The organism is Streptomyces lichenis (genome assembly GCF_023218175.1).
Taxonomy (GTDB): domain Bacteria; phylum Actinomycetota; class Actinomycetes; order Streptomycetales; family Streptomycetaceae; genus Streptomyces; species Streptomyces lichenis.
Genome location: NZ_JALPTH010000017.1, coordinates 67367 through 89741, shown reverse-complemented (window position 1 = coordinate 89741; position 22375 = coordinate 67367). Strand labels below are relative to the sequence as shown.

At 73.9% G+C, this 22375-nt stretch carries 20 protein-coding genes; 12 read left to right on the top strand and 8 right to left on the bottom strand.

Annotation, left to right across the window (positions count from 1 at the left end; all coding sequences use genetic code 11):
- Window positions 1–28 precede the first annotated feature (28 nt).
- Complete coding sequence (gene xylB / locus M1O15_RS18390; protein WP_248635024.1) at window positions 29–1513, top strand: xylulokinase; 1485 nt, start codon at window positions 29–31, stop codon at window positions 1511–1513.
- A gap of 23 nt (window positions 1514–1536) precedes the next feature.
- On the opposite strand, the gene M1O15_RS18385 is transcribed toward xylB, so the two are convergent.
- A complete protein-coding gene (locus M1O15_RS18385) occupies window positions 1537–2787 on the bottom strand; it encodes an MFS transporter (protein WP_248635023.1) in 1251 nt (416 codons plus the stop codon).
- A gap of 82 nt (window positions 2788–2869) precedes the next feature.
- Between M1O15_RS18385 and M1O15_RS18380 the strand changes: the two genes are divergently transcribed.
- Window positions 2870–3802, top strand: coding sequence for a pseudouridine synthase (locus M1O15_RS18380; protein WP_248635022.1), 933 nt, complete (start codon window positions 2870–2872; stop codon window positions 3800–3802).
- Between the two features lie 42 nt (window positions 3803–3844).
- On the opposite strand, the gene M1O15_RS18375 is transcribed toward M1O15_RS18380, so the two are convergent.
- The 4 genes from M1O15_RS18375 to M1O15_RS18360 all read right to left on the bottom strand — a co-directional run bounded on the left by M1O15_RS18375 (window position 3845) and on the right by M1O15_RS18360 (window position 8175).
- A complete protein-coding gene (locus tag M1O15_RS18375) occupies window positions 3845–4480 on the bottom strand; it encodes an MBL fold metallo-hydrolase (protein WP_248635021.1) in 636 nt (211 codons plus the stop codon).
- Window positions 4480–5565 (bottom strand): S-(hydroxymethyl)mycothiol dehydrogenase, encoded by a 1086-nt coding sequence (locus tag M1O15_RS18370; protein WP_248635020.1) that lies wholly within the window; start codon window positions 5563–5565, stop codon window positions 4480–4482. Before M1O15_RS18370 ends, M1O15_RS18375 begins: the two co-directional genes overlap by 1 nt.
- 137 nt (window positions 5566–5702) lie before the next feature.
- The gene (locus M1O15_RS18365) at window positions 5703–7166 is read right to left on the bottom strand and encodes an amino acid permease (RefSeq protein ID WP_248635019.1); all 1464 of its coding nucleotides are present in this window, start codon (window positions 7164–7166) and stop codon (window positions 5703–5705) included.
- 307 nt (window positions 7167–7473) lie between these two features.
- Window positions 7474–8175, bottom strand: coding sequence for a FadR/GntR family transcriptional regulator (locus tag M1O15_RS18360; protein ID WP_248635018.1), 702 nt, complete (start codon window positions 8173–8175; stop codon window positions 7474–7476).
- A gap of 175 nt (window positions 8176–8350) precedes the next feature.
- On the opposite strand from M1O15_RS18360, the gene M1O15_RS18355 reads away from it, so the two are divergent.
- Entirely contained in the window at window positions 8351–8902 is a 552-nt protein-coding gene (locus tag M1O15_RS18355) for a gluconokinase (protein WP_248635017.1), read from the top strand.
- Window positions 8903–9000: 98 nt separating this feature from the next.
- Window positions 9001–10398 carry a GntP family permease gene (locus tag M1O15_RS18350; protein WP_248635016.1) on the top strand — a complete coding sequence of 466 codons (1398 nt, stop codon included), beginning with the start codon at window positions 9001–9003 and terminating at the stop codon, window positions 10396–10398.
- Between the two features lie 30 nt (window positions 10399–10428).
- Here M1O15_RS18350 and M1O15_RS18345 read toward each other — a convergent pair whose 3' ends face one another.
- Window positions 10429–12084, bottom strand: coding sequence for an FAD-binding dehydrogenase (locus M1O15_RS18345; protein WP_248635015.1), 1656 nt, complete (start codon window positions 12082–12084; stop codon window positions 10429–10431).
- A 129-nt stretch (window positions 12085–12213) separates the two neighbouring features.
- Here M1O15_RS18345 and M1O15_RS18340 point away from each other — a divergent pair, with 129 nt between their 5' ends.
- The 6 genes from M1O15_RS18340 (at window position 12214) to M1O15_RS18315 (ending at window position 18287) form a co-directional block, all read left to right on the top strand.
- On the top strand, window positions 12214–12792 hold the full coding sequence (locus M1O15_RS18340; RefSeq protein WP_248635014.1) for an NUDIX domain-containing protein: 579 nt from the start codon (window positions 12214–12216) through the stop codon (window positions 12790–12792).
- Between the two features lie 9 nt (window positions 12793–12801).
- Window positions 12802–13194, top strand: coding sequence for a YidH family protein (locus M1O15_RS18335; RefSeq protein WP_248635013.1), 393 nt, complete (start codon window positions 12802–12804; stop codon window positions 13192–13194).
- On the top strand, window positions 13194–13523 hold the full coding sequence (locus tag M1O15_RS18330) for a DUF202 domain-containing protein (RefSeq protein ID WP_248635012.1): 330 nt from the start codon (window positions 13194–13196) through the stop codon (window positions 13521–13523). Before M1O15_RS18335 ends, M1O15_RS18330 begins: the two co-directional genes overlap by 1 nt.
- A 448-nt stretch (window positions 13524–13971) precedes the next feature.
- Complete coding sequence (locus M1O15_RS18325; protein ID WP_248635011.1) at window positions 13972–15021, top strand: phosphotransferase family protein; 1050 nt, start codon at window positions 13972–13974, stop codon at window positions 15019–15021.
- Window positions 15022–15028: 7 nt separating this feature from the next.
- The gene (locus M1O15_RS18320) at window positions 15029–16264 is read left to right on the top strand and encodes an acyl-CoA dehydrogenase family protein (protein ID WP_248635010.1); all 1236 of its coding nucleotides are present in this window, start codon (window positions 15029–15031) and stop codon (window positions 16262–16264) included.
- A gap of 268 nt (window positions 16265–16532) precedes the next feature.
- Window positions 16533–18287: a lysyl oxidase family protein gene (locus tag M1O15_RS18315; protein WP_248635009.1), complete on the top strand. Its 1755-nt coding sequence runs from the start codon at window positions 16533–16535 to the stop codon at window positions 18285–18287.
- Window positions 18288–18377: 90 nt separating this feature from the next.
- On the opposite strand, the gene M1O15_RS18310 is transcribed toward M1O15_RS18315, so the two are convergent.
- Together M1O15_RS18310 and M1O15_RS18305 are read right to left on the bottom strand one after the other, a co-directional pair.
- Window positions 18378–18971, bottom strand: a complete 594-nt coding sequence (locus M1O15_RS18310; protein WP_248635008.1) for a TetR/AcrR family transcriptional regulator — start codon at window positions 18969–18971, stop codon at window positions 18378–18380.
- A 223-nt stretch (window positions 18972–19194) separates the two neighbouring features.
- Complete coding sequence (locus tag M1O15_RS18305; RefSeq protein ID WP_248635007.1) at window positions 19195–19998, bottom strand: SDR family oxidoreductase; 804 nt, start codon at window positions 19996–19998, stop codon at window positions 19195–19197.
- A gap of 199 nt (window positions 19999–20197) precedes the next feature.
- On the opposite strand from M1O15_RS18305, the gene M1O15_RS18300 reads away from it, so the two are divergent.
- Together M1O15_RS18300 and M1O15_RS18295 are read left to right on the top strand one after the other, a co-directional pair.
- Window positions 20198–21463: an exo-beta-N-acetylmuramidase NamZ family protein gene (locus tag M1O15_RS18300; protein ID WP_248635006.1), complete on the top strand. Its 1266-nt coding sequence runs from the start codon at window positions 20198–20200 to the stop codon at window positions 21461–21463.
- A gap of 212 nt (window positions 21464–21675) precedes the next feature.
- Window positions 21676–22293, top strand: coding sequence for a hypothetical protein (locus tag M1O15_RS18295; RefSeq protein WP_248635005.1), 618 nt, complete (start codon window positions 21676–21678; stop codon window positions 22291–22293).
- Window positions 22294–22375: the final 82 nt, after the last annotated feature.

Sequence of the window (22375 nt, the reverse complement as noted above, 5' to 3'; positions counted from 1 at the left end):
GAGCGGAGAGGGAAGCGGGGTGAGCGGGATGGCGCCGTCGTCGTCCGCGGCCGTGATCGGGGTGGACAGCTCCACGCAGTCCACCAAGGCCGTCGTGGTGGAGGCGGGAACGGGCCGGGTGCTGGCCGCCGGCCGTGCCCCGCACACCGTCACCGGGGCGGCGGGGGCCCGGGAGAGTGATCCGGGGCAGTGGTGGCGGGCGCTGGTGGACGCCGTCGGGGCGGCGCTGGCGGAGGTGCGGGCGGCGGGTGGGCCGGGATCGGGCGGTACGCACCGGATCACCGGGATCGCGGTCGCCGGGCAGCAGCACGGGCTGGTGGTGCAGGACGCGGCCGGGCGTCCGCTGCGGCCGGCGCTGCTGTGGAACGACACCCGGGCAGCGCCGCAGGCCGCCGCGCTCACCGGGGAGTTGGGGGTGGAGGGGTGGCTGGCGCGGACCGGGTCGGTGCCGGTGGCCTCGATGACGGCGGCCAAGTGGCGCTGGCTGGTGGAGCACGAGCCGCGGACCGCGGCGGCGGTGGCCGGGGTGCGGCTGCCGCACGACCATCTCACCGAGCGGCTGTGCGGTGTCCCCGCCACCGACCCCGGGGACGCCTCGGGCACCCTCTGGTACAGCACCGCCACCCACGCCTACGACCCGGAGCTGCTGGAGCTGATCGGGCTGGAGCGGGCCCTGCTGCCGGAGCTCGCGCCGTCCGGCGGCAGCCGGGTGGGCGGGCTGAGTGCCGCCGCGGCCGAGGAGTTGGGGCTGCCGGAGGGAATCGCGGTGGCCGCCGGGACCGGGGACAACATGGCGGCGGCGGTGGGTCTGGGCCTCGGTGGGGCGGGGCTGCTGGACCATCCGGTGGTCTCGCTGGGCACCTCCGGCACGGTGTTCGCGGCCACCCGGGAGCGCCCGGCGGTGGCCGCGCTCGCCGGGTTCGCCGCCGCGGACGGTGCGGGGGTGTACCTGCCGCTGGGCTGCACGCTGAACTGCACGCTCGCGGTGGACCGGGTGGCGGGGCTGCTGGGGCTGGAGCGGGAGGACGCCGAGCCGGGCGGGGAGGCGGTGCTGCTGCCGTATCTGGACGGGGAGCGCACCCCGGACCTGCCGGGCGCCTCGGGGCTGCTGACCGGGCTGCGGCACGCCACCAGCGGCCGGCAGCTGCTGGGCGCGGCCTACGAGGGGGCGGTGTTCACGGTGCTGCGCGCGCTGGAGGCGCTGCCGGGCGGTGTGGCCGGCGGTGTCCCGCTGCGGCTGACCGGGGGCGGGGCGCGCGGCCGGATGTGGGTGGAGACGGTACGGCGGCTGTCCGGGCGCCCGGTGGTGCTGCCGCGCGGCACCGAGCTGGTCGCGCTGGGCGCCGCCGCGCTGGCCGCGGGCGCGGCGGGCGGGGGCGACCCGGTCGCGCTGGCCGCGGACTGGGGCTTCGGCGAGGGCCGCGCCCTGGACCCCGTACCGCGGGACGAGGAGGCGTGGCAGCGGATCGAGGCGGTGCTGGCGGGATACGCGGGTTTGCTCGGCGGGGGGTGAGCGCCCCTCACGCGGGCGCGGGCTCAGGAACGGGCCGGTTCGGGGTGGTCGTCCGGGGCGGTGGCCGTGGGCAGCAGCAGCGGGGTGGCGAGGAGGAGCAGACCGGCGGCCGCGATCGCCGGGCGGGGGCCGGTCAGGCCGGCCAGCAGGCCCCAGAGCGCGGTCAGTGCGGCGACGGCGGCCTTGCCGGTGACCGACCAGGCGGCCAGGGTGCGGGCGGTGCGGTCGGCCGGGACCCGCCGCAGCCGGAGGGCCGCGTACACCGGGTTGAAGACGCCGATGCACAGCAGCATGCCGGACTGGACCAGCAGGACCAGGACCAGCCCGCCGGTGCCCGGGCCGGTGAAGGCCAGAGCGAGCGGCCAGCACACCCGCAGGGTGCCGGCGGTGCGCAGGACCCGCCGCGCGCCGAACCGGTCGACCAGCCGGCCGGCCAGCCGGGAGCCGATCAGCCCGCCCGCGCAGGGCAGGGCGAAGGCCAGCCCGTACTGCCAGGGCGCGAAGCCCAGCTCGCCGAGCATCAGCACGGCCAGCACCGGGGAGACGGCCAGGATCAGGGCGTTCACCAGCACCGTGTGGACGAACAGCGGACGCAGCACCGGATCGGCCAGGATGTACCGCCAGCCGGCCGACACCTCGGCGCTACGCCGGACCACCGCGCTTCCCGGCGGGCGCACCGGCCGTGCCGGACGGGGTTCGGCGCCGCCGATGGTGCGGACGCCGAGGGCCGAGAGCAGATAGCCGGCCGCGTTCGCCAGTACCACCGCCACCGGGCCGAGCAGCCCGGTCAGCGCCCCGCCGAGAGGGGGACCGAGGAGGGTGGCGGTCCAGGTGGTGGACTCCAGGCGGCCGCTGGCGACGACCAGGTCGTCCGGGCGTACCAGCGCCTTGAGGCAGGCCCCGGCGGCCGCGGTGAAGGCGATGTCGGCGGCGCCGACCACCACCGCCACGACCAGCAGCTGGACCAGGCCGAGCCGGTCCAGCGCGTAGGCGGCGGGGACGCTGAGCAGCGCGGCGCACCGGAGCAGGTCCATCGCGACCATCACCGGCCGCTTGCGGCGGAACTCCACCCAGGGGCCGAACGGCACCGCGGCCAGCGCCCCGACGGCCGGACCGGCGGCCGCCAGCAGCGACACCTCGGCCGGACCGGCGTGCAGCACCAGGATGGCGACCAGCGCGAAGGCGTCGAAGGCCACCCAGGTGCCGAAGGTGCTCGCCGCGTACGCGGCCCACAGCCAGCCGAAACCCCGCCCCAACCGCCGTCCGGCCGCCATGCCCGTACCCCCTCCCCGCCACGTCCGGGGGCAAGGAAAGCGGGCGGCGGGCCGCAGGTCAAACGGCGGCTACCGTGGGGCGGTGCGACGAAGGACGAGGCCGCCGGCGGCGCCGCTGCCGCAGCGGGCGGGGATCGATCCCGTACGGGTGCGGCTGCCGGCCGATCCCGGCGGGGCGTGGGCGACGGTACGGGACCATCTGCTGGCCCGGTACGCGGCGGCGGTGGGCCCGGAGCGGGTGGACGCGATGCTGGCCGAGGGCCGCTTCGTGGGGGCCGACGGCACGGCGGTACGGGCGGAGGAGCCGTACCGGGAGGGGCGGCTGCTCTGGTTCCACCGGGACCTGGCGCCGGAGGTGCGGGTGCCGTTCGCGGTGGAGGTGGTGCACCGGGACGAGCGGATCGTGGTCGCGGACAAGCCGCACTTCCTGGCGACCACCCCGCGCGGGCGGCATGTCACCGAGACGCTGGTGGCCCGGCTGCGGCACGACCTCGGGCTGCCCGCGCTCCAGCCCGCGCACCGGCTGGACCGGCTGACCGCCGGGCTGGTGCTGCTGGTGGTGCGGCCGGAGGACCGGGGCGCGTACCAGACGCTCTTCCGGGACCGGCTGGTGCGCAAGGAGTACGAGGCGGTGGCGCCGTACGATCCGGCGCTCACCGTGCCGGTGACGGTGCGCAGCCGGATCGTGAAGGAGCGGGGGGTCCCGGCGGCGTACCAGGAGCCCGGGGAGCCCAACAGCGAGAGCCGGGTCGAGCTGGTGGGGCGCGATGGCCCGCGCGGGCTCTACCGGCTGATGCCGATGACCGGGCGGACGCATCAGCTGCGGGTGCACATGGACGCGCTGGGGGTGCCGATCCTCAACGACCCGCTGTATCCGGTGGTCCGGCCGGAGGAAGAGCCGGAGGACTTCGGGCGGCCGCTGCAACTGCTGGCGCGGGCGCTGGAGTTCACCGATCCGGTGACGGGGGCGGAGCTGCGGTTCGGGAGCGGGCGGCGGCTGGCCGCGTGGCGTTGAGCCCCGGCCGGGACGGTGGTCTCGACCGGGGCCCGGCGGCGGTCAGTGGCCGCGTTCGATCCATTCCGCGAGGTGGGGGGCCTCGTCGCCGATGGTGGTGGTGTCGCCGTGTCCGGTGCGGACGACCGTGTCCGCGGGGAGGCTGAGGAGGCGGTCGCGCAGGGAGTCGATGATGGTGGGGAAGGAGGAGAAGGAGCGGCCGGTGGCGCCGGGACCGCCGGCGAAGAGGGTGTCCCCGGTGAAGACGGTGGCCAGGGCGGGCGCGTGCAGGCAGACGGCACCGGGCGCGTGGCCGGGGGTGTGCAGCACGGTCAGCTCGGTGCCGGCGACGGTGAGGACCTGGCCGTCGGTGAGTTCGCCGTCGGGGGCGCGGTTCGGGTGGGTCTGGCGCCAGAGGGGGAGGTCGTCGGGGTGGAGGAGGATCGGGGCGCCGGTGGCCTCGGCGAGGGCGGGGGCGGCGTCGATATGGTCGTTGTGGGCGTGGGTGGAGACGATGGCGAGGAGGCGGCGGTCCCCGACGGCGGCGGCGATGGCCTCGGCGTCATGGGCGGCGTCGATGACGATCGCCTCGGTGTCGTCGCCGACGATCCAGACGTTGTTGTCGACGTCCCAGGTGCCGCCGTCCAGGCTGAAGGTGCCGGAGGTGGTGAGGTGGTCGATCCGTGCGGTGCCGGTCATCAGAAGACCACCACCGAGCGGAGGACGTCGCCCTCGTGCATCCGGCCGAAGGCCTTCTCGACCTCGTCCAGGGCGATGGTCTCGGTGACGAAGGCGGACAGGTCGATCCGGCCCTGCTGGTGCAGGTCGATGAGCATCGGGAAGTCCCGGGAGGGCAGGCAGTCCCCGTACCAGGAGGACTTCAGCGATCCGCCGCGGCCGAAGACGTCCAGCAGGGGCAGTTCGAGCTTCATCTCCGGGGTGGGGACGCCGACCAGGACGACGGTGCCGGCCAGGTCGCGGGCGTAGAAGGCCTGGGTGTACGTCTCGGGGCGGCCGACCGCCTCGATGACCACGTCCGCGCCGAAGCCGCCGGTGAGTTCGCGGATGGCCTCGACCGGGTCGGTGGTGCGGGAGTTGACGGTGTGGGTGGCACCGACCTCGGTGGCCTTGGCCAGCTTGCGGTCGTCCACGTCGACGGCGATGATCCGGGCCGCCCCGGCCAGCCGGGAGCCGACGATCGCCGCGTCCCCGACACCGCCGCAGCCGATGACGGCGACCGAGTCGCCCCGGCCGACGTTCCCGGTGTTGATCGCGGCGCCGATGCCGGCCATCACCCCGCAGCCCAGCAGCCCGGCGACGGCCGGGGAGGCGGCCGGGTCCACCTTGGTGCACTGCCCGGCGGCGACCAGGGTCTTCTCGGCGAAGGCGCCGATGCCCAGGGCCGGGGTGAGCTCGGTGCCGTCGGCCAGGGTCATCTTCTGCTTGGCGTTGTGGGTGTCGAAGCAGTACCAGGGGCGGCCGCGCAGACAGGCCCGGCACTGGCCGCAGACGGCCCGCCAGTTGAGGATCACGAAGTCGCCGGGGGCCACGTCGGTGACGCCCTCGCCGACCGACTCCACGGTGCCGGCGGCCTCATGGCCGAGCAGGAAGGGGAAGTCGTCGTTGATGCCGCCCTGCTTGTAGTGCAGATCGGTGTGGCACACCCCGCAGGCCTGGATCCTCACCACGGCCTCGCCGGGTCCGGGGTCGGGGATGGTGATGGTCTCGACCCGTACCGGCTCGTCGCGTCCGGGTGCGATCACCCCGCGGACCTGCTGCGTCATGGCACGCCGTCCCTTCGTCACGCCTCGATGATGTTGCCTGTACGGTCCACTATCGCGCACCCGCCACACACCGCGACCCCCGCCGGGCAGTGCTCCGGCGGGGGTCGCGGGTGGTACGGGGGTGGTGCCGGCGCCCGTCAGTCCAGGGGGCGGGCGGCGGCCAGCGCGGTGACCCGCCTGCGGACCACGAACCAGCCGCCGACCAGGGCCGCGGCGATCAGCGGCAGGCAGTTGACCGTGGTGCGGCCGACGCCGCCGCCCCACCACATCAGGCCGAGCACGGTCACCAGGAACACCAGGGTGACGATCTGGGTGTACGGGGCCCAGGGCAGCCGGTACGAGGGGCGCTCGACCCGGCCCTGCTCGGAGCGCTTCCAGAACAGCAGCGAGCAGAGCATGATCATGCCCCAGGTGCCGAGGATGCCGATGGAGGCGAGGTTCAGCACGATCTCGAAGGCCTCGCCGGGGACGACGTAGTTGAGGCCGACGCCCAGCACACCGAAGGCGGCGGTGAGCAGGATGCCGCCGTAGGGGACCTGGCCCTTGTTCATCCGGGCGGTGAACTTCGGCGCGGAGCCGGCCATCGCCATCGAGCGCAGGATGCGGCCGGTGGAGTAGAGGCCGGAGTTCAGGCTGGAGAGCGCGGCGGTGAGCACGACCAGGTTCATCACGCCGGCCGCCCCGGGGACGCCCAGCTTGTCGAAGACGGTGACGAAGGGGCTCTGGCCGGCGGAGTACGAGGTGTACGGCAGGAGCAGCGCGAGCAGCACCACCGAGCCGACGTAGAACAGGCCCACCCGCCACATGATCGAGTTGATCGCCTTCGGCATGATCTTCTCGGGGTTCTCGGTCTCACCGGCCGCGACACCGCACAGCTCGACGGAGGCGTAGGCGAAGACGACGCCCTGGACGACCATCAGCATCGGCACCATGCCGAGGGGGAAGATGCCGCCGCTGTCGGTGATGGTGGACAGGCCCGGGGTGTGGCCGCCGACCTCGTGCTGGGTGACCACCAGGAAGATGCCCACCAGCATGAAGACCACCAGCGCGGCGACCTTGACGATGGCGAACCAGAACTCCATCTCGCCGAAGTACTTCACCGAGATGAGGTTGGCGGTGAGCACGACCGCGAGCGCGATCAGGGCGAGGATCCACTGCGGGACGTCGCTGAACATGGCCCAGAAGTGGGCGTAGGTCGCGGCCGCGGTGATGTCGGCGACGGCGGTGGTCGACCAGTTCAGGAAGTACAGCCAGCCCGCCGAGTAGGCCCCCTTCTCGCCCATGAACTCACGGGCGTAGGAGACGAAGGCGCCGGAGGACGGACGGTAGAGCACCAGCTCGCCGAGGGCCCGGACGACGAAGAAGGCGAAGACGCCGCAGACGGCGTAGGCGATGGCCAGGGACGGACCCGCGCCCGCCAGGCGGCCGCCGGCGCCGAGGAAGAGCCCGGTGCCGATCGCGCCACCGATGGCGATCATGTTGATGTGCCGGGACTTGAGGTCCTTGCTGTAACCGGCGTCACCGGCGTCGATGTGGGGGGCACCCGCCGCCGGCGAACCGGGGCTCTGGGTGTCGGCCGCAGCCACGGTGCGGTCACTCATCTGGGAAGTCGCCTTTGTGAGGGGTCGTGCGGGAGGAGCCGCCGTACGCCGGTGAAGGGGGTGGGTCACCACGCAGAAGGCCAGGTCACATAGTCACGGCAACACCGCCGTAACGCTGTGGCCCATGTCACGTAAGAGCTGATTTGAGGGGTTTTTGAGGTTGCCGCGCGATGGACGGGCGGTGCGCAGCTTAGGCGAGGTTCGCCCGGGTGGCCGCATCGGCCCGGATCAGCCGGGCTCCGGCGCGACCGGGCGGCGAGGGCCACCAGGGGCGACGGTGCGGCTCGGGTGACGCCCTCGGGACCGCTCAGGGGGCGAGGACGTCCAGCTCCTTCAGGGCGCCCACGGCGATCTCGCGGGTGAGTTCCTCGGCGCGGCGGCCGTCCCGGGCCCGTACCGCCTCGGCGACCTGGACGTGCAGGGTCACCGCGGCCGGGTCGGGGTCCTCGAACATCACCTGGTGGTGGGTGCGGCCGGCCAGCACCTCGGCCACCACATCGCCGAGCCGGGCGAACATCTCGTTGCCGGAGGCGCCCAGCACCACCCGGTGGAAGGCGATGTCGTGCACCAGATACGCCTCCAGCTGCCGGCCGCGCGAGGTGGCGACCATGCCGAGGGCCTGCTCGGTGAGCTCCCGGCACTGCTCGGGGGTGGCGTGGGCGGCGGCGAGCCCGGCGGCCACCGGCTCCACGGCGGAGCGCAGCACGGTCAGCGAGCGGAGCTGGCGGGGGCGGTCGGCGCCGGCCAGCCGCCAGCGGATGACCTGGGGGTCGTAGACGTTCCACTGCTCGGCGGCCCGGACCGTCACCCCGACCCGGCGCCGGGACTCCACCAGGTGCATCGACTCCAGGACCCGGACCACCTCGCGGACCACGGTGCGGGAGACCTCGAACCGCTGGGCCACCTCGTCGGTGCGCAGGACGCTGCCGGGCGGGTACTCGCCGGCCGTGATGGCCAGACCCAGGCCGTCCAGCACCTGCGTATGGAGCCCCCGGGCCGAAGTCGTCATGCGCTCAGCCTAGCCGCCACCAATTAAGTATGACTTTTTAGTCACGACCTCTTGAATACGTCGTATCCGATGGGTTTCAGTGTGCGGCGACGGACACCGATCCCGGCGTCCCCCCGCGAGGTCGACGAGGACCCCGCGCGGCCGCCCGCACCAGGACAGCGAGGCACCCTCCGCCATGACCCCGCCGGAGAACCCCGAGAACCCGGACCACCCCCCGGTCGTCGTCGTGATGGGCGTGGCCGGGACGGGCAAGACCACCATCGGCCCGCTGGTCGCCGAGCGCCTGGGCGTCCCCTACGCCGAGGGCGACGACTTCCACCCGGCGGCGAACATCGCCAAGATGTCGGCCGGCGTCCCGCTGGACGACGCGGACCGCGCCCCCTGGCTGGACGCCATCGGGCGGTGGGCGCACGGCCGGGCCGGACTCGGCGGGGTGGTGAGCAGCTCGGCGCTGAAGCGGGCCTACCGCGACCGGCTGCGGGCCGCCGCCCCCGGCGCGGTCTTCCTCCATCTGACCGGCGACCGGGCCCTGGTGGAGCGGCGGATGGCCGAGCGGAAGGGCCACTTCATGCCGACCGCGCTGCTGGACTCCCAGTTCGCCGCGCTCCAGCCGCTGGGCGCGGACGAGGCCGGGGTGGCGGTCGACGTGGCCGGCACCCCCGAGCAGATCGCCGAGCGGGCCGTCGCCGCGCTGCGCCGGGCGGACGCGCTCGCCCCGGCCCCGTAGGATCCCCGCCCCCGGGCCCCTCACCTCCGCCTTCCCCCTCCGCCTCCCCCGCCCGTCCGGCGACCCGCCGGGCCCCGCGACCAACCCGAGGACCCCCTGTGACCAGTCTCAACGTCGAGATGCTGGCAGCCGGCGCCGCCGAGCCGATCACCTCGGCCGGCAACGCCCGACTGGGCATCGCCGTCCTGGCGGGCATCGCCGTCATCGTCGTACTCATCACCCGGTTCAAGCTCCACGCCTTCCTGGCGCTGACCATCGGCTCGCTCCTGCTGGGCGCCTTCGCGGGCGCGCCGCTGGGCGACACCATCACCTCCTTCACCGCCGGCCTCGGCACGACCGTCGCGGGCGTCGGTGTGCTCATCGCGCTGGGCGCCATCCTGGGCAAGCTGCTCGCCGACTCGGGCGGCGCGGACCAGATCGTGGACACCATCCTGGCCCGGGCGAGCGGGCGCGCCATGCCCTGGGCGATGGTGCTGATCGCCTCGGTGATCGGGCTGCCGCTCTTCTTCGAGGTCGGCATCGTGCTGCTGATCCCGGTGGTGCTGCTGGTGGCCAAGCGCGGCAACTACTCGCTGATGCGGATCGGCATCCCGGCGCTGGCCGGGCTTTCGGTGATGCACGGGCTCATCCCGCCGCACCCCGGCCCGCTGGTCGCGATCGACGCCATCGGGGCCAACCTCGGGGTGACGCTGGCGCTCGGCCTGGTGGTGGCCGTCCCGACGGTGGTCATCGCCGGTCCGCTCTTCTCCCGCTACGCGGCCCGCTGGGTGGACATCCCGGCCCCGGACCGGATGATCCCGCAGCGCGCCTCGGAGGACCTCGACCGCCGTCCCGGCTTCGGCGCCACGGTGGCCACCGTGCTGCTGCCGGTGGTGCTGATGCTGGTCAAGGCGCTGGTGGAGATCGTGGTGGACGACCCGGAGAACCACCTCCAGCGGGTCACCGACATCGTCGGCCAGCCGCTGATCGCCCTGCTGGCGGCGGTGCTCGTCGGGATGCTCACGCTCGGCCGGGCGGCCGGGTTCACCCGGGGGCGGCTCTCCTCGACCGTGGAGTCCTCGCTCGCCCCGATCGCGGGCGTGCTGCTGATCGTCGGCGCCGGCGGCGGCTTCAAGCAGACCCTGATCGACATCGGGGTGGGCCGGATGATCCTGGACCTCTCCGAGAACTGGTCGATCCCGGCGCTGCTGCTGGGCTGGCTGATCGCGGTGGCGATCCGGCTGGCGACCGGTTCGGCGACGGTGGCGACGATCTCCGCGGCGGGCCTGGTGGCGCCGCTGGCGGCGGACATGTCGACCACGCACGCGGCGCTGCTGGTGCTGGCGATCGGCGCGGGCTCGCTCTTCTTCAGCCATGTGAACGACGCCGGGTTCTGGCTGGTGAAGGAGTACTTCGGGATGACCGTCGGCCAGACGATCAAGACCTGGTCGGTGATGGAGACGATCATCTCGGTGTGCGGGATCGTGTTCGTGCTGCTGCTGTCACTGGTGTTGTGACGCCTGCGCCCCCGGGGCCGTGACGGCACGTCACCCCACCTCGCGGGCCGCGGCCCGCCCCGCGGCGCGGCCGGAGAAGAGGCAGCCGCCCAGGAAGGTGCCCTCCAGGGAGCGGTAGCCGTGCACTCCCCCGCCGCCGAAGCCGGCGGCCTCCCCGGCCGCGTAGACGCCGGGCAGCGGCTCGCCGCCGTCGGTGAGAACCCGGGAGGAGAGGTCGGTCTCCAGGCCGCCCAGCGACTTGCGGGTGAGGATGTTGAGGCGCACGGCGACCAGCGGTCCGGCGGCCGGGTCCAGGATGCGGTGCGGGGTGGCGGTGCGGATGAGCCGGTCGCCGAGGTAGCGGCGGCTGCCCCGGATCGCGGTGATCTGGAGGTCCTTGGTGAACGGGTTGGCGATCTCCCGGTCCCGGGCGGTGATCTCGCGGCGCAGTGCCGCCTCGTCGATCAGCGGCTCCTCGGTGAGGGCGTTCATCCCCCGGACCAGGGAGGCGAGGTCGCGCTCCACCACGAAGTCAACGCCGTGGTCCATGAACGCCTTGACCGGGGCCGGGACGTCGGCGCGGGCCCGGTCGACCACCCCGCGGACCGAACGGCCCGTCAGGTCCGGGTTCTGCTCGGAGCCGGAGAGGGTGAACTCCTTGCCGATGATCCGCTGGTTGAGCACGAACCAGGTGTGGCCGTGCCCGGAGCGGGTGATGTGCTCCAGCGTGCCGAGGGTGTCGAAGCCGGGGAAGAGCGGGACGGGCAGCCGGCGGCCGGTGGCGTCCAGCCAGAGCGAGGACGGGCCGGGCAGGATCCGGATGCCGTGCCGGGCCCAGATCGGGTTCCAGTTCTCGATGCCCTCGGTGTAGTGCCACATCCGGTCCCGGTTGACCAGCCGCGCCCCTGCCCCGCCCGCCACGTCCAGCATCAGCCCGTCCACATGGGCGGGGACGCCGGAGAGCAGCTTCCCGGGCGGGGTGCCGAGCCGCTTCGGCCAGTGGGCGCGGACCAGGTCGTGGTTGCCGCCGATGCCGCCGGAGGTGACGACCACCGCCTGGGCGCGGTACTCGAAGGCGCCGCTCACCTCGCGGGAGGAGGCGGTGCCGCGCTCGGCGTCGGAGGGGATGAGGATCTCGCCGGTGACGGTGTCCACCGCGCCGGCGGTACGGGACAGGCCGGTGACCCGGTGCCGGAAGGCGAACCGGACCAGGCCCCGTTCGGCGCCCGCGCGCACCCGCCGCTCGAAGGGGGCGAGCAGCCCGGGGCCCGTACCCCAGGTGATGTGGAAGCGCGGCACCGAGTTGCCGTGGCCGGTGGCGTCGTAGCCGCCGCGCTCGGCCCAGCCGACCACCGGGAAGAAGCGCACCCCCTGCCGGTGCAGCCAGGGCCGTTTCTCGCCGGCCGCGAAGTCCACGTACGCCTCGGCCCACTCGCGCGGCCAGTGGTCCTCGGGGCGGTCGAAGCCGGCGGTGCCCAGCCAGTCCTGGAGGGCGAGGGCGCGGCTGTCCCGGATGCGCATCCGGCGCTGCTCGGGCGAGTCGACCAGGAAGAGCCCGCCGAAGGACCAGTGCGCCTGGCCGCCGAGGGACTGCTCGGGCTCCTGGTCGAGCAGGATGACACTGCGTCCGGCGTCCACCAGCTCGGCGGTGGCCACCAGCCCGGCCAGCCCCGCCCCGATCACGATCACATCGGCGTCGTACGCCATGGGCTTCCCGTTCCTCTCGCTCCCCGGCGCGGTCCTCCGCTCCCGGGCTCGATCCTCCGTACCCGGGGGTAACACGTCAACGGTCCGGACGGGGGGCCTCGCAGGATCCGAGGGTGGTTCCATGCCTGCATGACTGATCTGACCGATCCGGAGCGGCCGGTGAACCCGGCGGACGAGATCCTGGACGTGGTGGACGAGCGGGACCGGGTGGTGGAGCAGCGGGCCCGGGGCGAGGTGTACGCCCTGGGGCTGCGCCACCGCTGCGTGTTCGTGCTGGCGCGGGACGCGGAGGGGCGGATCTTCGTGCACCGCCGCACACCCGGGAAGCTGCTCTTCCCGTCCCACTACGACATGTTCGTGGGCGGGGTGGTCGGCGCGGGCGAGGGGTACGACGCGGCCGCGCTGCGCGAGGCGGAGGAGGAGCTGGGGGTACGGGGGCTGGAGCCGCCGCAGCCGCTGTTCCGTTTCCTCTATGAGGACGCCGGCGGGTTCGGCTCCTGGTGGTCGGCGGTGTACCAGGTGCGGTGCGCGCTGCCGGTGCGTCCGCAGGTGGAGGAGGTGGCCTGGCACGCCTTCCTGCCGGAGGAGGAGGTGCGGGCGCGGCTCGACGACTGGCCCTGGGTGCCGGACGGGCTGGCCGCCTACGAGCTGCTGCGGAAGCACCGGAGGGAGGTGTCCGGCAGCGCCGGGACCAGGCCACCCCGTTAGTGTGATCATGTGAGCGACTTCGTACGGGATCTGCGGCTCTGGTTCGCGCCGCGCCGGATCCGGGAGGAGGGGGAGACCCCCGACTACCGGTTCTCCCTCGCCAACGAGCGCACCTTCCTGGCGTGGGTGCGCACCGCGCTCGCCCTGGTCGGCGGCGGCTTCGCGGTCGACCAGTTCCTGCCGGACCTGCGCTGGGGCGCCCGGGTGGGCCTGGCCCTGGCGCTGCTCGCCGCCGGGGCGCTGTGCGCGCTGCGGGCGGTCAACCACTGGGTGCGGTGCGAGCGGGCCATGCGGCGCGGCGAGGACCTGCCGGTCAGCCGCTTCCCCGCGCTGCTGAGCCTGGCGGTCGGCGCGGTCGCCGCCACCATGGTGCTCGCCGTGCTGCTGCGCCGGCACGGCTGATGGCGGCGGGCCCGGCCGGCGGGGCGGCGCGCGACCCGGGGCTCCAGCCGGAGCGCACCCGGCTGGCCTGGCGGCGGACCACCCTCTCGGCCACGGTCGCGGCCGTGCTGGCGGCCCGGCAGTGCGTGGCCGACGGACCGGCCGACCCGGCGGGGATCATCGGCGCGGCGCTGTCGCTGCTGGTCTGGGTGGCGTTCCTGGCGGTGGCCCACCGCCGGATGCGGGCGCTGGCGGCACCCCGCCCGCCGGGGCTGACCCCGCGCACGGCCACGGCGGCGGCCGCCTGCTCCCTGGCGCTGGCCTGCTTCGCGGTCGCCCTGCTGGTGTGAGCGGGGCTCTGCTGGGGTGAGCGGGGCCCTGCTGGTGTGAGGGGGGCTCTGCTGACGTGCACGCAGCGCTTCTGGCGTGAGCGCGGGCCTGCCTGGTGTCGAGCGGGGGCCTCCCGGCGTCACCACCGAGCCGAGCCAGCGGCCCTCCCGGCGTCACCACCCAGCCAGGCCAGCCGCCCTAAGCTGGACATATCACCCGTACGGATGCGAGGGAGCCGGCCATGGCGACGCTCCAGCACCAGGAACACACCCCGCACGACGGCCACCGGCACGCCGCCCGCCCATGACGGGCACTGGGACGACCACTGAGCCACCGGACCCCCGGGCGAGGGGCGGGCGCGCACTGGACGGCATACCGACTGGTCGGTCAGACTGCCTCCCAGTAGATCGCCGACCCACCCCGGGCCCGCCTCCACGGTGCCCGGGCGCCGCCCCGGAGGTGCCCCCGATGAGTCCAGCCCCGCCGCCCGGCCTCGACCCCGAGCAGTTGCGCGGCTTCCTGGACCGCGTCCGGCCCGGCCTGGTGGCCGGGCCGCTGACCGGCCGGCTGATCGAGGGCGGCCGCTCCAACCTCACGTACACCGTCACCGACGGCACCGGCAGCTGGGTGGTGCGCCGGCCGCCGCTCGGCCATGTGCTGGCGACCGCCCATGACATGCGGCGCGAGCACCGGGTGATCAGCGCCCTGCACCCGACGGCGGTGCCGGTGCCCGAGCCGCTCGCGCTCTGCGAGGACGAGTCGGTGCTCGGGGCGCCGTTCTATGTGATGGAGCATGTGGCGGGTACGCCGTACCGCACCGCCGAGCAGCTCGCCCCGCTCGGCCCGGAGCGCGTCCGGGCGGCCGTCCTCGGCCTGGTGGACACCCTGGTCGAACTGCACGCGGTGGACCCGGAGTCGGTGGGCCTGGCGGACTTCGGCCGGCCGGAGGGCTTCCTCGACCGCCAGCTGCGCCGCTGGGGCAAGCAGCTGGACGCCTCCCGCAGCCGCGAGCTGGCCGGTATCGAGGAGCTGCACGCCGGGCTCGGCCGGGCGCTGCCCCACTCCCCCGCCCCGACCGTGGTGCACGGCGACTACCGGCTGGACAACGTGCTGCTGGACGGCGGCGACCGGGTGGCGGCGGTCCTGGACTGGGAGATGTCCACGCTCGGCGACCCGCTCACCGACCTGGGGCTGCTGGTGATGTACAGCACCCCGCTGGACCTGCCCGGCTCCCCCATCTCCACCACGGCGACCGCGGCCGGGCACCCGGACGCCGCCGAGCTGGTCGAGCGGTACGCCGCCCGCTCGGGCCGGGACACCTCCGCCATCGCCTGGTACACCGCGTTCGCCTGGTTCAAGCTCGCGGTGATCCTGGAGGGCATCCACTACCGCTACACCCTGGGGCAGACCGTGGGCGCCGGCTTCGACCGGATCGGCGAGCTGGTGCCGGTCTTCACCGAGCACGGCCTGCACACCCTCCGCGCCCCGCACACCTCGCACTTGCTGACGGAAGGCTGAGCCGATCATGGACTTCGCGTTCGACGCGCGCACCGAGGAGCTGCGGGCCCGGCTGCTCGCCTTCATGGACGAGCACGTGTACCCGGCCGAGCCGGTGGCCGAGGAGCAGCGGGCCGCGCTCGCCTCGCCGTGGGACACCCCGGCGGTGGTCGGGGAGCTGAAGGCCGAGGCCCGGCGGCAGGGGCTGTGGAACCTCTTCCTGCCCGACGAGGAGTACGGGGCGGGGCTGACCAACCTCCAGTACGCGCCGCTCGCCGAGATCACCGGGCGCTCGCCGCACCTGGCGCCCACCGCGCTCAACTGCGCCGCCCCGGACACCGGGAACATGGAGGTGCTGGCCCAGTTCGGCTCCGAGGCGCAGCGCCAGCAGTGGCTGGAACCGCTGCTGGCGGGTGAGATCCGCTCGGCGTTCGCGATGACCGAGCCGGAGGTGGCCTCCTCGGACGCCACCAATATCGAGACCCGGATCGACCGGGCCGCCGACGGCAGCGGCGACTACGTGATCAACGGCCGCAAGTGGTACATCTCCGGCGCCATGAACCCGGACTGCGCCGTCTTCATCGTGATGGGCAAGACCGACCCGGACGGAGCGGACGTCCGCCGCCAGCAGTCGATGGTCCTGGTCCCCCGGGACACCCCCGGGGTGGACGTCCGCCGCGCGATGCGGGTGTACGGGTACGAGGACCACTCCCACGGCGGCCACGCCGAGGTGGTGTTCGAGGACGTACGGGTCCCGGCGGCGCACCTGATCGGCGAGGAGGGCGGCGGATTCGCCATCGCCCAGGCCCGGTTGGGCCCCGGCCGCATCCACCACTGCATGCGGCTGATCGGCATGGCGGAGCGGGCCGTCGAGCTGATGTGCCGCCGGGCGGTGTCCCGGACCGCCTTCGGCAGGCCGCTGGCCGCGCAGGGCCAGGTCCAGGAGTGGATCGCGGACGCCCGGGTGACGGTGGAGCAGCTGCGGCTGCTGGTGCTGAAGACCGCCTGGCTGATGGACACGGTCGGCAACCGGGGCGCGCACACCGAGATCCAGGCCATCAAGATCGCCACCCCCCGGGCCGTGGTGGGCATCCTCGACCGGGCCGTCCAGCTGCACGGCGCCGGCGGGGTGAGCCAGGACTTCCCGCTGGCCGAGCTGTGGGCGGGCGCGCGGACCCTGATGCTGGCCGACGGCCCGGACGAGGTGCACCAGCGCTCGCTGGCCCGCCGGGAGCTGAAGCGGTACGCGCTCACCGGGAGTTGACACCGCAGCCGTTTTCCCCTACCAGAATCACTGCACTCAGATAAGCCATACAGACACCAACGGCCGGATCTCGCTCCTCCCAGCGGGATCCGGCCATTCTCCGGGGGCTTCCCTCCCTCCGGGCAACCGGGCGACCGGGTGGCGCCTCTCACAGCGCGGGCACAGCAAGCGCCCCTCACCGCGCCGGTCCGGCAGACGACTCCACGGTCGAGCACATGCCGCCCGCCGCCCTGCTTTCTTCCCGCAGTACCCGGAAGACGAGGGAACGATGACCAGAACCCGCACCACCCGGCTGCGGCGTCCGCTGCTCGCCGGCACCACGGCCCTCGCCGTGACCGCCGTGACCGCCGGCGTCGTCGCCGCCGCGCCCGAGGCGGCGAAGGCCCCCACCGGGCCCAAGCTCCGCCTCATCGCCGCCACCAACGCGGTGACGCTCACCTCCTGGAAGGAGGAGCCGGGCGTCTGGCTGGACCTCGGCACCTACCTCACCGCCGAGGGGACGCCGCTGGAGCTCAAGGTGACCCGGAAGTCCTACAAGGACCCGGTGACCATCACCCAGACCGTCTACGAGGGCGGCAAGGCGAAGGCCAAGACCCTGCCCAAGGGCACGGTGAAGGACTTCTCCGGGCTGCCCGGCTTCGTGGAGATCACCCTCACCGACAAGGCCGGCAAGAAGGTCCTCTCCCGCAACGAGGCCTTCTGCCCGAACAACGCCAGCGGCCGGGTGCGCCCCGACGCGCCCTCCACCTCCAAGTATCCGGAGAGCTGCCCGACCAACGCCTTCACCCTCGGCTCGGTCTGGGGCGTCGAGAAGGGCTGGGCCGCCAACACCTACGCGGGCGCCTACAGCGACGCCCCGGTGAAACTGAAGGCCGGCGCGTACACCGCCAAGGTCGGCGTGGCCAAGAAGTACCGGGACCTGTTCGGCATCGCGAACAAGCCGGCCACCGTCAAGGTGACCGTGGTGGAGAAGAGCTACGAGGAGGAGGCGCAGGGCGCCGCCGCCCGCTCCGCCAAGACCGGCGGGCACGCCGGCCACGGCGCCGGGCACCAGGCGGCCACCGGCCACGAGGGGCACCGGATGCCCGGCCACGAGCCGACGCCCGCCCAGGCCGGCGCCCCGGAGACGAGCGGCGCGGGTCCCTCGTACAACGTGGGCCACGGCCCGCTGAAGGCCGCCCCGCCGGCCCTGCCGTGGGCGGCGAAGAAGCAGGCCGCCGGACGGTCGCTGCGGGTCGGTGACACCGGTGGCCGCACCGACGGCTCGCGCCAGGCGCCCGCCCTGAAGCCGCTGGCCAAGCGGCCCACCGGCCGGGCCGCCGTCCCGAACGTCCCCAAGCCCGACCTGCGCTCGCTGCCGGCGTACGGCATCACCATCAGCGACGGCGGCAAGGACGTCCCCAACAAGGACTACCTGGCCTTCAGCGCCAACGTCTGGAACGCCGGTCCGGCGCAGCTCGTGGTGGACGGCTTCCGCACGCCGGGCAAGGCCAAGATGGACGCCTTCCAGTACTTCTACGACGCCAAGGGCAAGCAGGTCGGCTACACCCCGACCGGCACCATGGAGTGGGACCCGCGCCCGGGCCATGTGCACTGGCACTTCACCGACTTCGCCAGCTACCGGCTGCTGAAGGCGGACCAGAAGGAGGCCGTGCGCAGCGGCAAGGAGGCCTTCTGCCTGGCCAACACCGACGCGGTCGACTACACGGTGAAGGGCGCCAACTGGCACCCGTACAACACCGACCTGTCCACCGCCTGCGGCCAGGAGAACTCGATCTCCGTCCGCGAGGTGCTGGACGTCGGCTCCGGTGACACCTACACCCAGGACCTGCCGGGCCAGTCCTTCGACATCACCACCCTCCCCAACGGCACGTACTACATCCAGGTGCTGGCCAACCCGGAGAAGCGGCTGAAGGAGACCAACCTCAACAACAACAGCGCGCTGCGCAAGGTCGTGCTGGGCGGCAAGCCGGGCAAGCGCACGGTGACCGTACCGGCGCACGACCTGGTCAACGCCAACTGATCCAGACGGGGCGTACGCGGGCGGGCGGCCGGACCGGTGCACGGTCCGCCCGCCCGTTCGCCTTCCCCGGTATCCCAGGTGCCTCCGGTGCTACGGGCGCAGGGCGCGCAGCAGCAGGTCGGCCAGGTGCTCGGCGACCTGCTGGGGGGTGAGCGGGCCGTCCGGGCGGTACCAGGTGGACAGGTGGTGGACCGAGCCGAAGTGGTAGTCCACCACCAGGTCGGCCGGGGTGGCCGAGGAGAACACCCCGCTGTTCTGCCCCTCCTCGACCAGCGCCCGGAACCGCTCGTGGTAGCGCCGGCGCTCGGCGCGGACCTGCTTGTTCTTCTCCGGGCCCAGGTGGTGCATGGAGCGGAAGAAGATGGCGGCGTCGTCCAGGTTGTCGATGGTGGTGACCACCACGTCGGCGGCGGCGTCGCGCAGCCGGCGCTCCACCGGCGCGTCGGCCTCGGCGAAGGCGTCCAGCCGCTCCTGCTGGAGCCGCAGCACCCGCGCGTACACCTCGTGGAGCAGGTCCTCCTTGGACCCGAAGTAGTGGTAGAGCGCGCCCTTGGTGACGCCGGCCGCCTCCACGATCTCCTGGACCGAGGTGCGGTCGTAGCCCTGCTCGGCGAAGAGCCGGGTCGCCGTGGCCAGCAGCCTGTGGGGGACGGGGAGCTCGCCCCCGTCCGTCGTCGTGGCCATCCGCCGACACCTGTCCTCTCGCTCTCACCGGCCGTCCGTGCGCGGGGCCGCCGTACCTGCCGTCCGCACACCGGTGCTCGTCGCCCGCGCGCGTCACTCCGGCACTCGTCCGAAAACGCGTGCCCCACCACGGGATCTTCCCACCGCCGGTCCGCGGCCCGCCGCTCCGCCCCGCTCTCCCCCGTGGCGGGGCCTTCCGCCGCCAGGGATCACGGCCCGGCCGTCAGCCGTCCTCCCAGGTCCGCTGGACCCGGTTCATCCCGGCCAGCCAGCGCCCCGGGTCACTCGCCCGGGCCTGGTAGTACCGGGCCACCTCGGGGTGCGGCAGGATCAGGAAGCGGTCGGAGGCGATCCCGTCCATCAGCGCCTCGGCGACGTCCTCGGCCTCGATGGCGGTGGGGGCGAGGACGAGCTCCCCGGCCGAGCCGGCGGCGGTGAGCATGTCGGTGCGCACCCCCTGCGGGCAGATGGCGTGCACCTTCAGGCCGCGGTGGCGGTAGGTGAGCGAGAGCCATTCGGCGAAGGCGTACGCGCCGTGCTTGGAAACGCTGTACGGGGCGGCGCCCACCATGGTGAGCAGTCCGGCGGCCGAGACGGTGGAGACGAACCGCCCGGAGCCGCGCTCCAGCCACTCGGGCAGCAGCGTGCGCACGGCGCGGACATGGGCCATGACGTTGACGTCCCAGGCGGCGGCCCAGACCTCCTCCTCGGCGAAGGCGTCACCGGGCGAGGCCAGTCCGGCGTTGGCGCAGTAGACGTCGACGGTGCCGCCGAGCGCCTCACGGGCCTCGGCCGCGATCGCGGAGGCGTCGCCGGGCAGGGCGATGGCCCCGATCTCCTCGGCCACCGCCTCGACCCGGCCGGCGTCGATGTCGTTGACCACCACCCGGGCACCCTCGGCGGCGAACCGGCGGGCGAGCGCGGCGCCGATGCCGCCGCCCGCGCCGGTGACGACCACCTTCGCGCCCCGCAGCTCGTCCGATGGGCCTGGCCGACTGGGTGTGCCGGGGGTGATGGGCGTACTCATGGCGGACCGCCTCCCGTGAACCGATGGGAACCACATACTAACCAGTCGGTATGGCCGGTCTGAAGAAGGGTGCCGGGCCGGTGGCAGCTCGGCCGGTCCGCCTCGTTCCCCCGGGCCCTCGGCGGCGCTAGCGTGCGTGGCCCGGCCGGCCGCCAGGGCCGCCCGGCACCAGCCGGTGCCCGATCGGGAGGTTGCGCTGATGAGCGTGGACAGAAGAGGTCTGCTGACCGCGGGCGGTGCGGTGGGGGCGGCCGCCGCGGTGACCGCCGCCGGGGCCGGACCGGCCGCCGCCCGCACGGGCGGGGAAGGGGGACGGCGGCGGGTGCGCACCGGATTCGACCGGCTGGCCGCCGGAGGGTACGCGGAGCTGGCCGGGCAGCGGGTCGGGGTGGTGACCAACCCGACCGGGATCACCGCGGACGCCGTCCACCTGGTGGACGTGATGCACGCCGACGAGCGGGTGGACCTGGTGGCGGTGTTCGGGCCCGAGCACGGCTTCCGGGGCACCGCGCAGGCGGGCGGTTCGGAGGGGCGCTACGACGACCCGGCGACCGGGCTGCCGGTCTACGACACGTACCTCAAGAGCGGGCAGCCGCTGGCGGACGTCTTCACCGCCTCCGGGGTGGACACCGTGGTGTTCGACATCCAGGACGCGGGCGCCCGCTTCTACACCTACATCTGGACCCTCTACGACTGCATGGCGGCGGCCGCGCTGGCCGGCAAGCGCTTCCTCGTCCTGGACCGCCCGAACCCGGTGACCGGCCGAGCCGCGTCCGGCCCGGTCCTCGACCGGGCGTTCGCCACCTTCGTCGGGCGGGAGCCGATCGCCCAGGCGCACGGGATGACGGTGGCGGAGCTGGCGCGGCTGTTCCAGGGGGAGTTCCTGACCGCGCGCCCGGTGGAGCTGTCGGTGGTACGGATGTCGGGCTGGCGCCGGGGCGACTTCTTCGACGCCACCGGACTGCCCTGGGTGCCGCCGAGCCCCAACATGCCGACGCCGGAGACGGCCCTGGTGTACGCGGGGACCTGCCTCTTCGAGGGGACCAACCTGTCCGAGGGGCGCGGCACCACCCGGCCCTTCGAGCTGCTGGGCGCGGAGGGCGTCGACCGCCGGTGGGCCGAGGCGGCCAACGCGCTCGGGCTGCCCGGGGTCCGCTTCCGGGAGGCCTACTTCGCGCCCACCTTCTCCAAGTTCCAGGGCAAGACGGTCGGTGGGGTGCAACTGCACCTCCACGACCGGGAGGCGTTCGACGCGGTGCGCACCGGGATCGGGCTGCTGGTGACGGCGAAGCGGAGCTGGAGCGGTTTCGCCTGGCGGGCCGACCGGTGGATCGACAAGCTGACCGGCTCGGCGCGGGTGCGCACGATGATCGACGCGGGCGCGGGCACCGACGAGGTGGTGGCCGCCTGGCGGCGCGAGCTGTCCGCCTTCCGCGCGGTACGCCGGAAGTACCTGCTCTATTGACATCTTCTATGGGCCTGCTGACCGGGTATCAGCAAACCCCCTGGCAGGGGGCGCGCGGTGGGGATGCGGGGGCGCGTGGGGCGGGCGCGCTTGGGGCAATTCACGCCAGATGCGCCATGGACGGTGCCCATCCGCTTTTTACGGGAGCCGAACCGGGCACCCGTACGTCCATTCCGTGAGCCGAAGTACCCCGCGACGGAGGTGACAGTGCGATGGCCGGTTTCCGGAGTCTCGCCAGACAGGTCCGTGACTCTCGATGCGATCTGGCGCTACGGCGCTACTCGCTGCGCAAGTGCCTGGAACGCTTCGCCCCTTACGGGCATCGGGCGACCTGGCACCATCTGTGCACCAGGCACCGGTTCCACCCGGAGGACCGGGGCGTGGATCCGGCGCGCCTGGTGGCCGCGCTGGAGGAGCTGGAGGAGGCGCGCGAGGTGTGGCTCTCCTACGAGGAGAGGTTCGCCGAGCGCCGCAAGAAGGAGAAGCACGACGGGCTGAGGCGGCCCGGCTCGTTCGACGACTGGCACCGGCGGACCTGGGGCGGTTACGGGGTGGCGCGGTGCGACGACCCGTCCCTGCACCCGACGCTGCCGCTCGCGGAGGCGCTGCGGCGGCTGATCTCCGCGCTGGAGGCCGACCCCGGGAAGCGCTGCCCGGTGTGCGCGGACGCCGGGATCGTCTGGCGCCCGGAGCTGTCGAACGAGCCCTGGCACGGCCCGGTGTGCACCGGGTGCGGAGTGGTCGTGCCGCAGCCGGTGCTCACCCCGGAGGCGCTGGCGGCGGCCAAGCAGGAGCGGCGGCACCGGGAACAACTGGCATCGGTGGCCTAGTCGGCCGATACCGGCCCGGCACGGCACGGCTCGGCCCAGCACGGCTCGGCAGGGTGGCGAGGTCTCGCCACACACGCCGGTA

Excerpts from the sequence above, each read along its gene's own strand:
- M1O15_RS18310 (WP_248635008.1), bottom strand. The coding sequence starts at position 18,971 with ATGGCCACGACGACGGACGGGGGCGAGCTCCCCGTCCCCCACAGGCTG.
- M1O15_RS18385 (WP_248635023.1), bottom strand. The coding sequence starts at position 2,787 with ATGGCGGCCGGACGGCGGTTGGGGCGGGGTTTCGGCTGGCTGTGGGCC.
- M1O15_RS18295 (WP_248635005.1), top strand. The coding sequence starts at position 21,676 with ATGGCCGGTTTCCGGAGTCTCGCCAGACAGGTCCGTGACTCTCGATGC.
- M1O15_RS18360 (WP_248635018.1), bottom strand. The coding sequence starts at position 8,175 with ATGACGACTTCGGCCCGGGGGCTCCATACGCAGGTGCTGGACGGCCTG.
- M1O15_RS18320 (WP_248635010.1), top strand. The coding sequence starts at position 15,029 with ATGGACTTCGCGTTCGACGCGCGCACCGAGGAGCTGCGGGCCCGGCTG.
- M1O15_RS18305 (WP_248635007.1), bottom strand. The coding sequence starts at position 19,998 with ATGAGTACGCCCATCACCCCCGGCACACCCAGTCGGCCAGGCCCATCG.
- M1O15_RS18300 (WP_248635006.1), top strand. The coding sequence starts at position 20,198 with ATGAGCGTGGACAGAAGAGGTCTGCTGACCGCGGGCGGTGCGGTGGGG.
- M1O15_RS18370 (WP_248635020.1), bottom strand. The coding sequence starts at position 5,565 with ATGACGCAGCAGGTCCGCGGGGTGATCGCACCCGGACGCGACGAGCCG.
- xylB (WP_248635024.1), top strand. The coding sequence starts at position 29 with ATGGCGCCGTCGTCGTCCGCGGCCGTGATCGGGGTGGACAGCTCCACG.
- M1O15_RS18355 (WP_248635017.1), top strand. The coding sequence starts at position 8,351 with ATGACCCCGCCGGAGAACCCCGAGAACCCGGACCACCCCCCGGTCGTC.
- M1O15_RS18375 (WP_248635021.1), bottom strand. The coding sequence starts at position 4,480 with ATGACCGGCACCGCACGGATCGACCACCTCACCACCTCCGGCACCTTC.
- M1O15_RS18325 (WP_248635011.1), top strand. The coding sequence starts at position 13,972 with ATGAGTCCAGCCCCGCCGCCCGGCCTCGACCCCGAGCAGTTGCGCGGC.
- M1O15_RS18345 (WP_248635015.1), bottom strand. The coding sequence starts at position 12,084 with ATGGCGTACGACGCCGATGTGATCGTGATCGGGGCGGGGCTGGCCGGG.
- M1O15_RS18365 (WP_248635019.1), bottom strand. The coding sequence starts at position 7,166 with ATGAGTGACCGCACCGTGGCTGCGGCCGACACCCAGAGCCCCGGTTCG.
- M1O15_RS18330 (WP_248635012.1), top strand. The coding sequence starts at position 13,194 with ATGGCGGCGGGCCCGGCCGGCGGGGCGGCGCGCGACCCGGGGCTCCAG.
- M1O15_RS18315 (WP_248635009.1), top strand. The coding sequence starts at position 16,533 with ATGACCAGAACCCGCACCACCCGGCTGCGGCGTCCGCTGCTCGCCGGC.
- M1O15_RS18340 (WP_248635014.1), top strand. The coding sequence starts at position 12,214 with ATGACTGATCTGACCGATCCGGAGCGGCCGGTGAACCCGGCGGACGAG.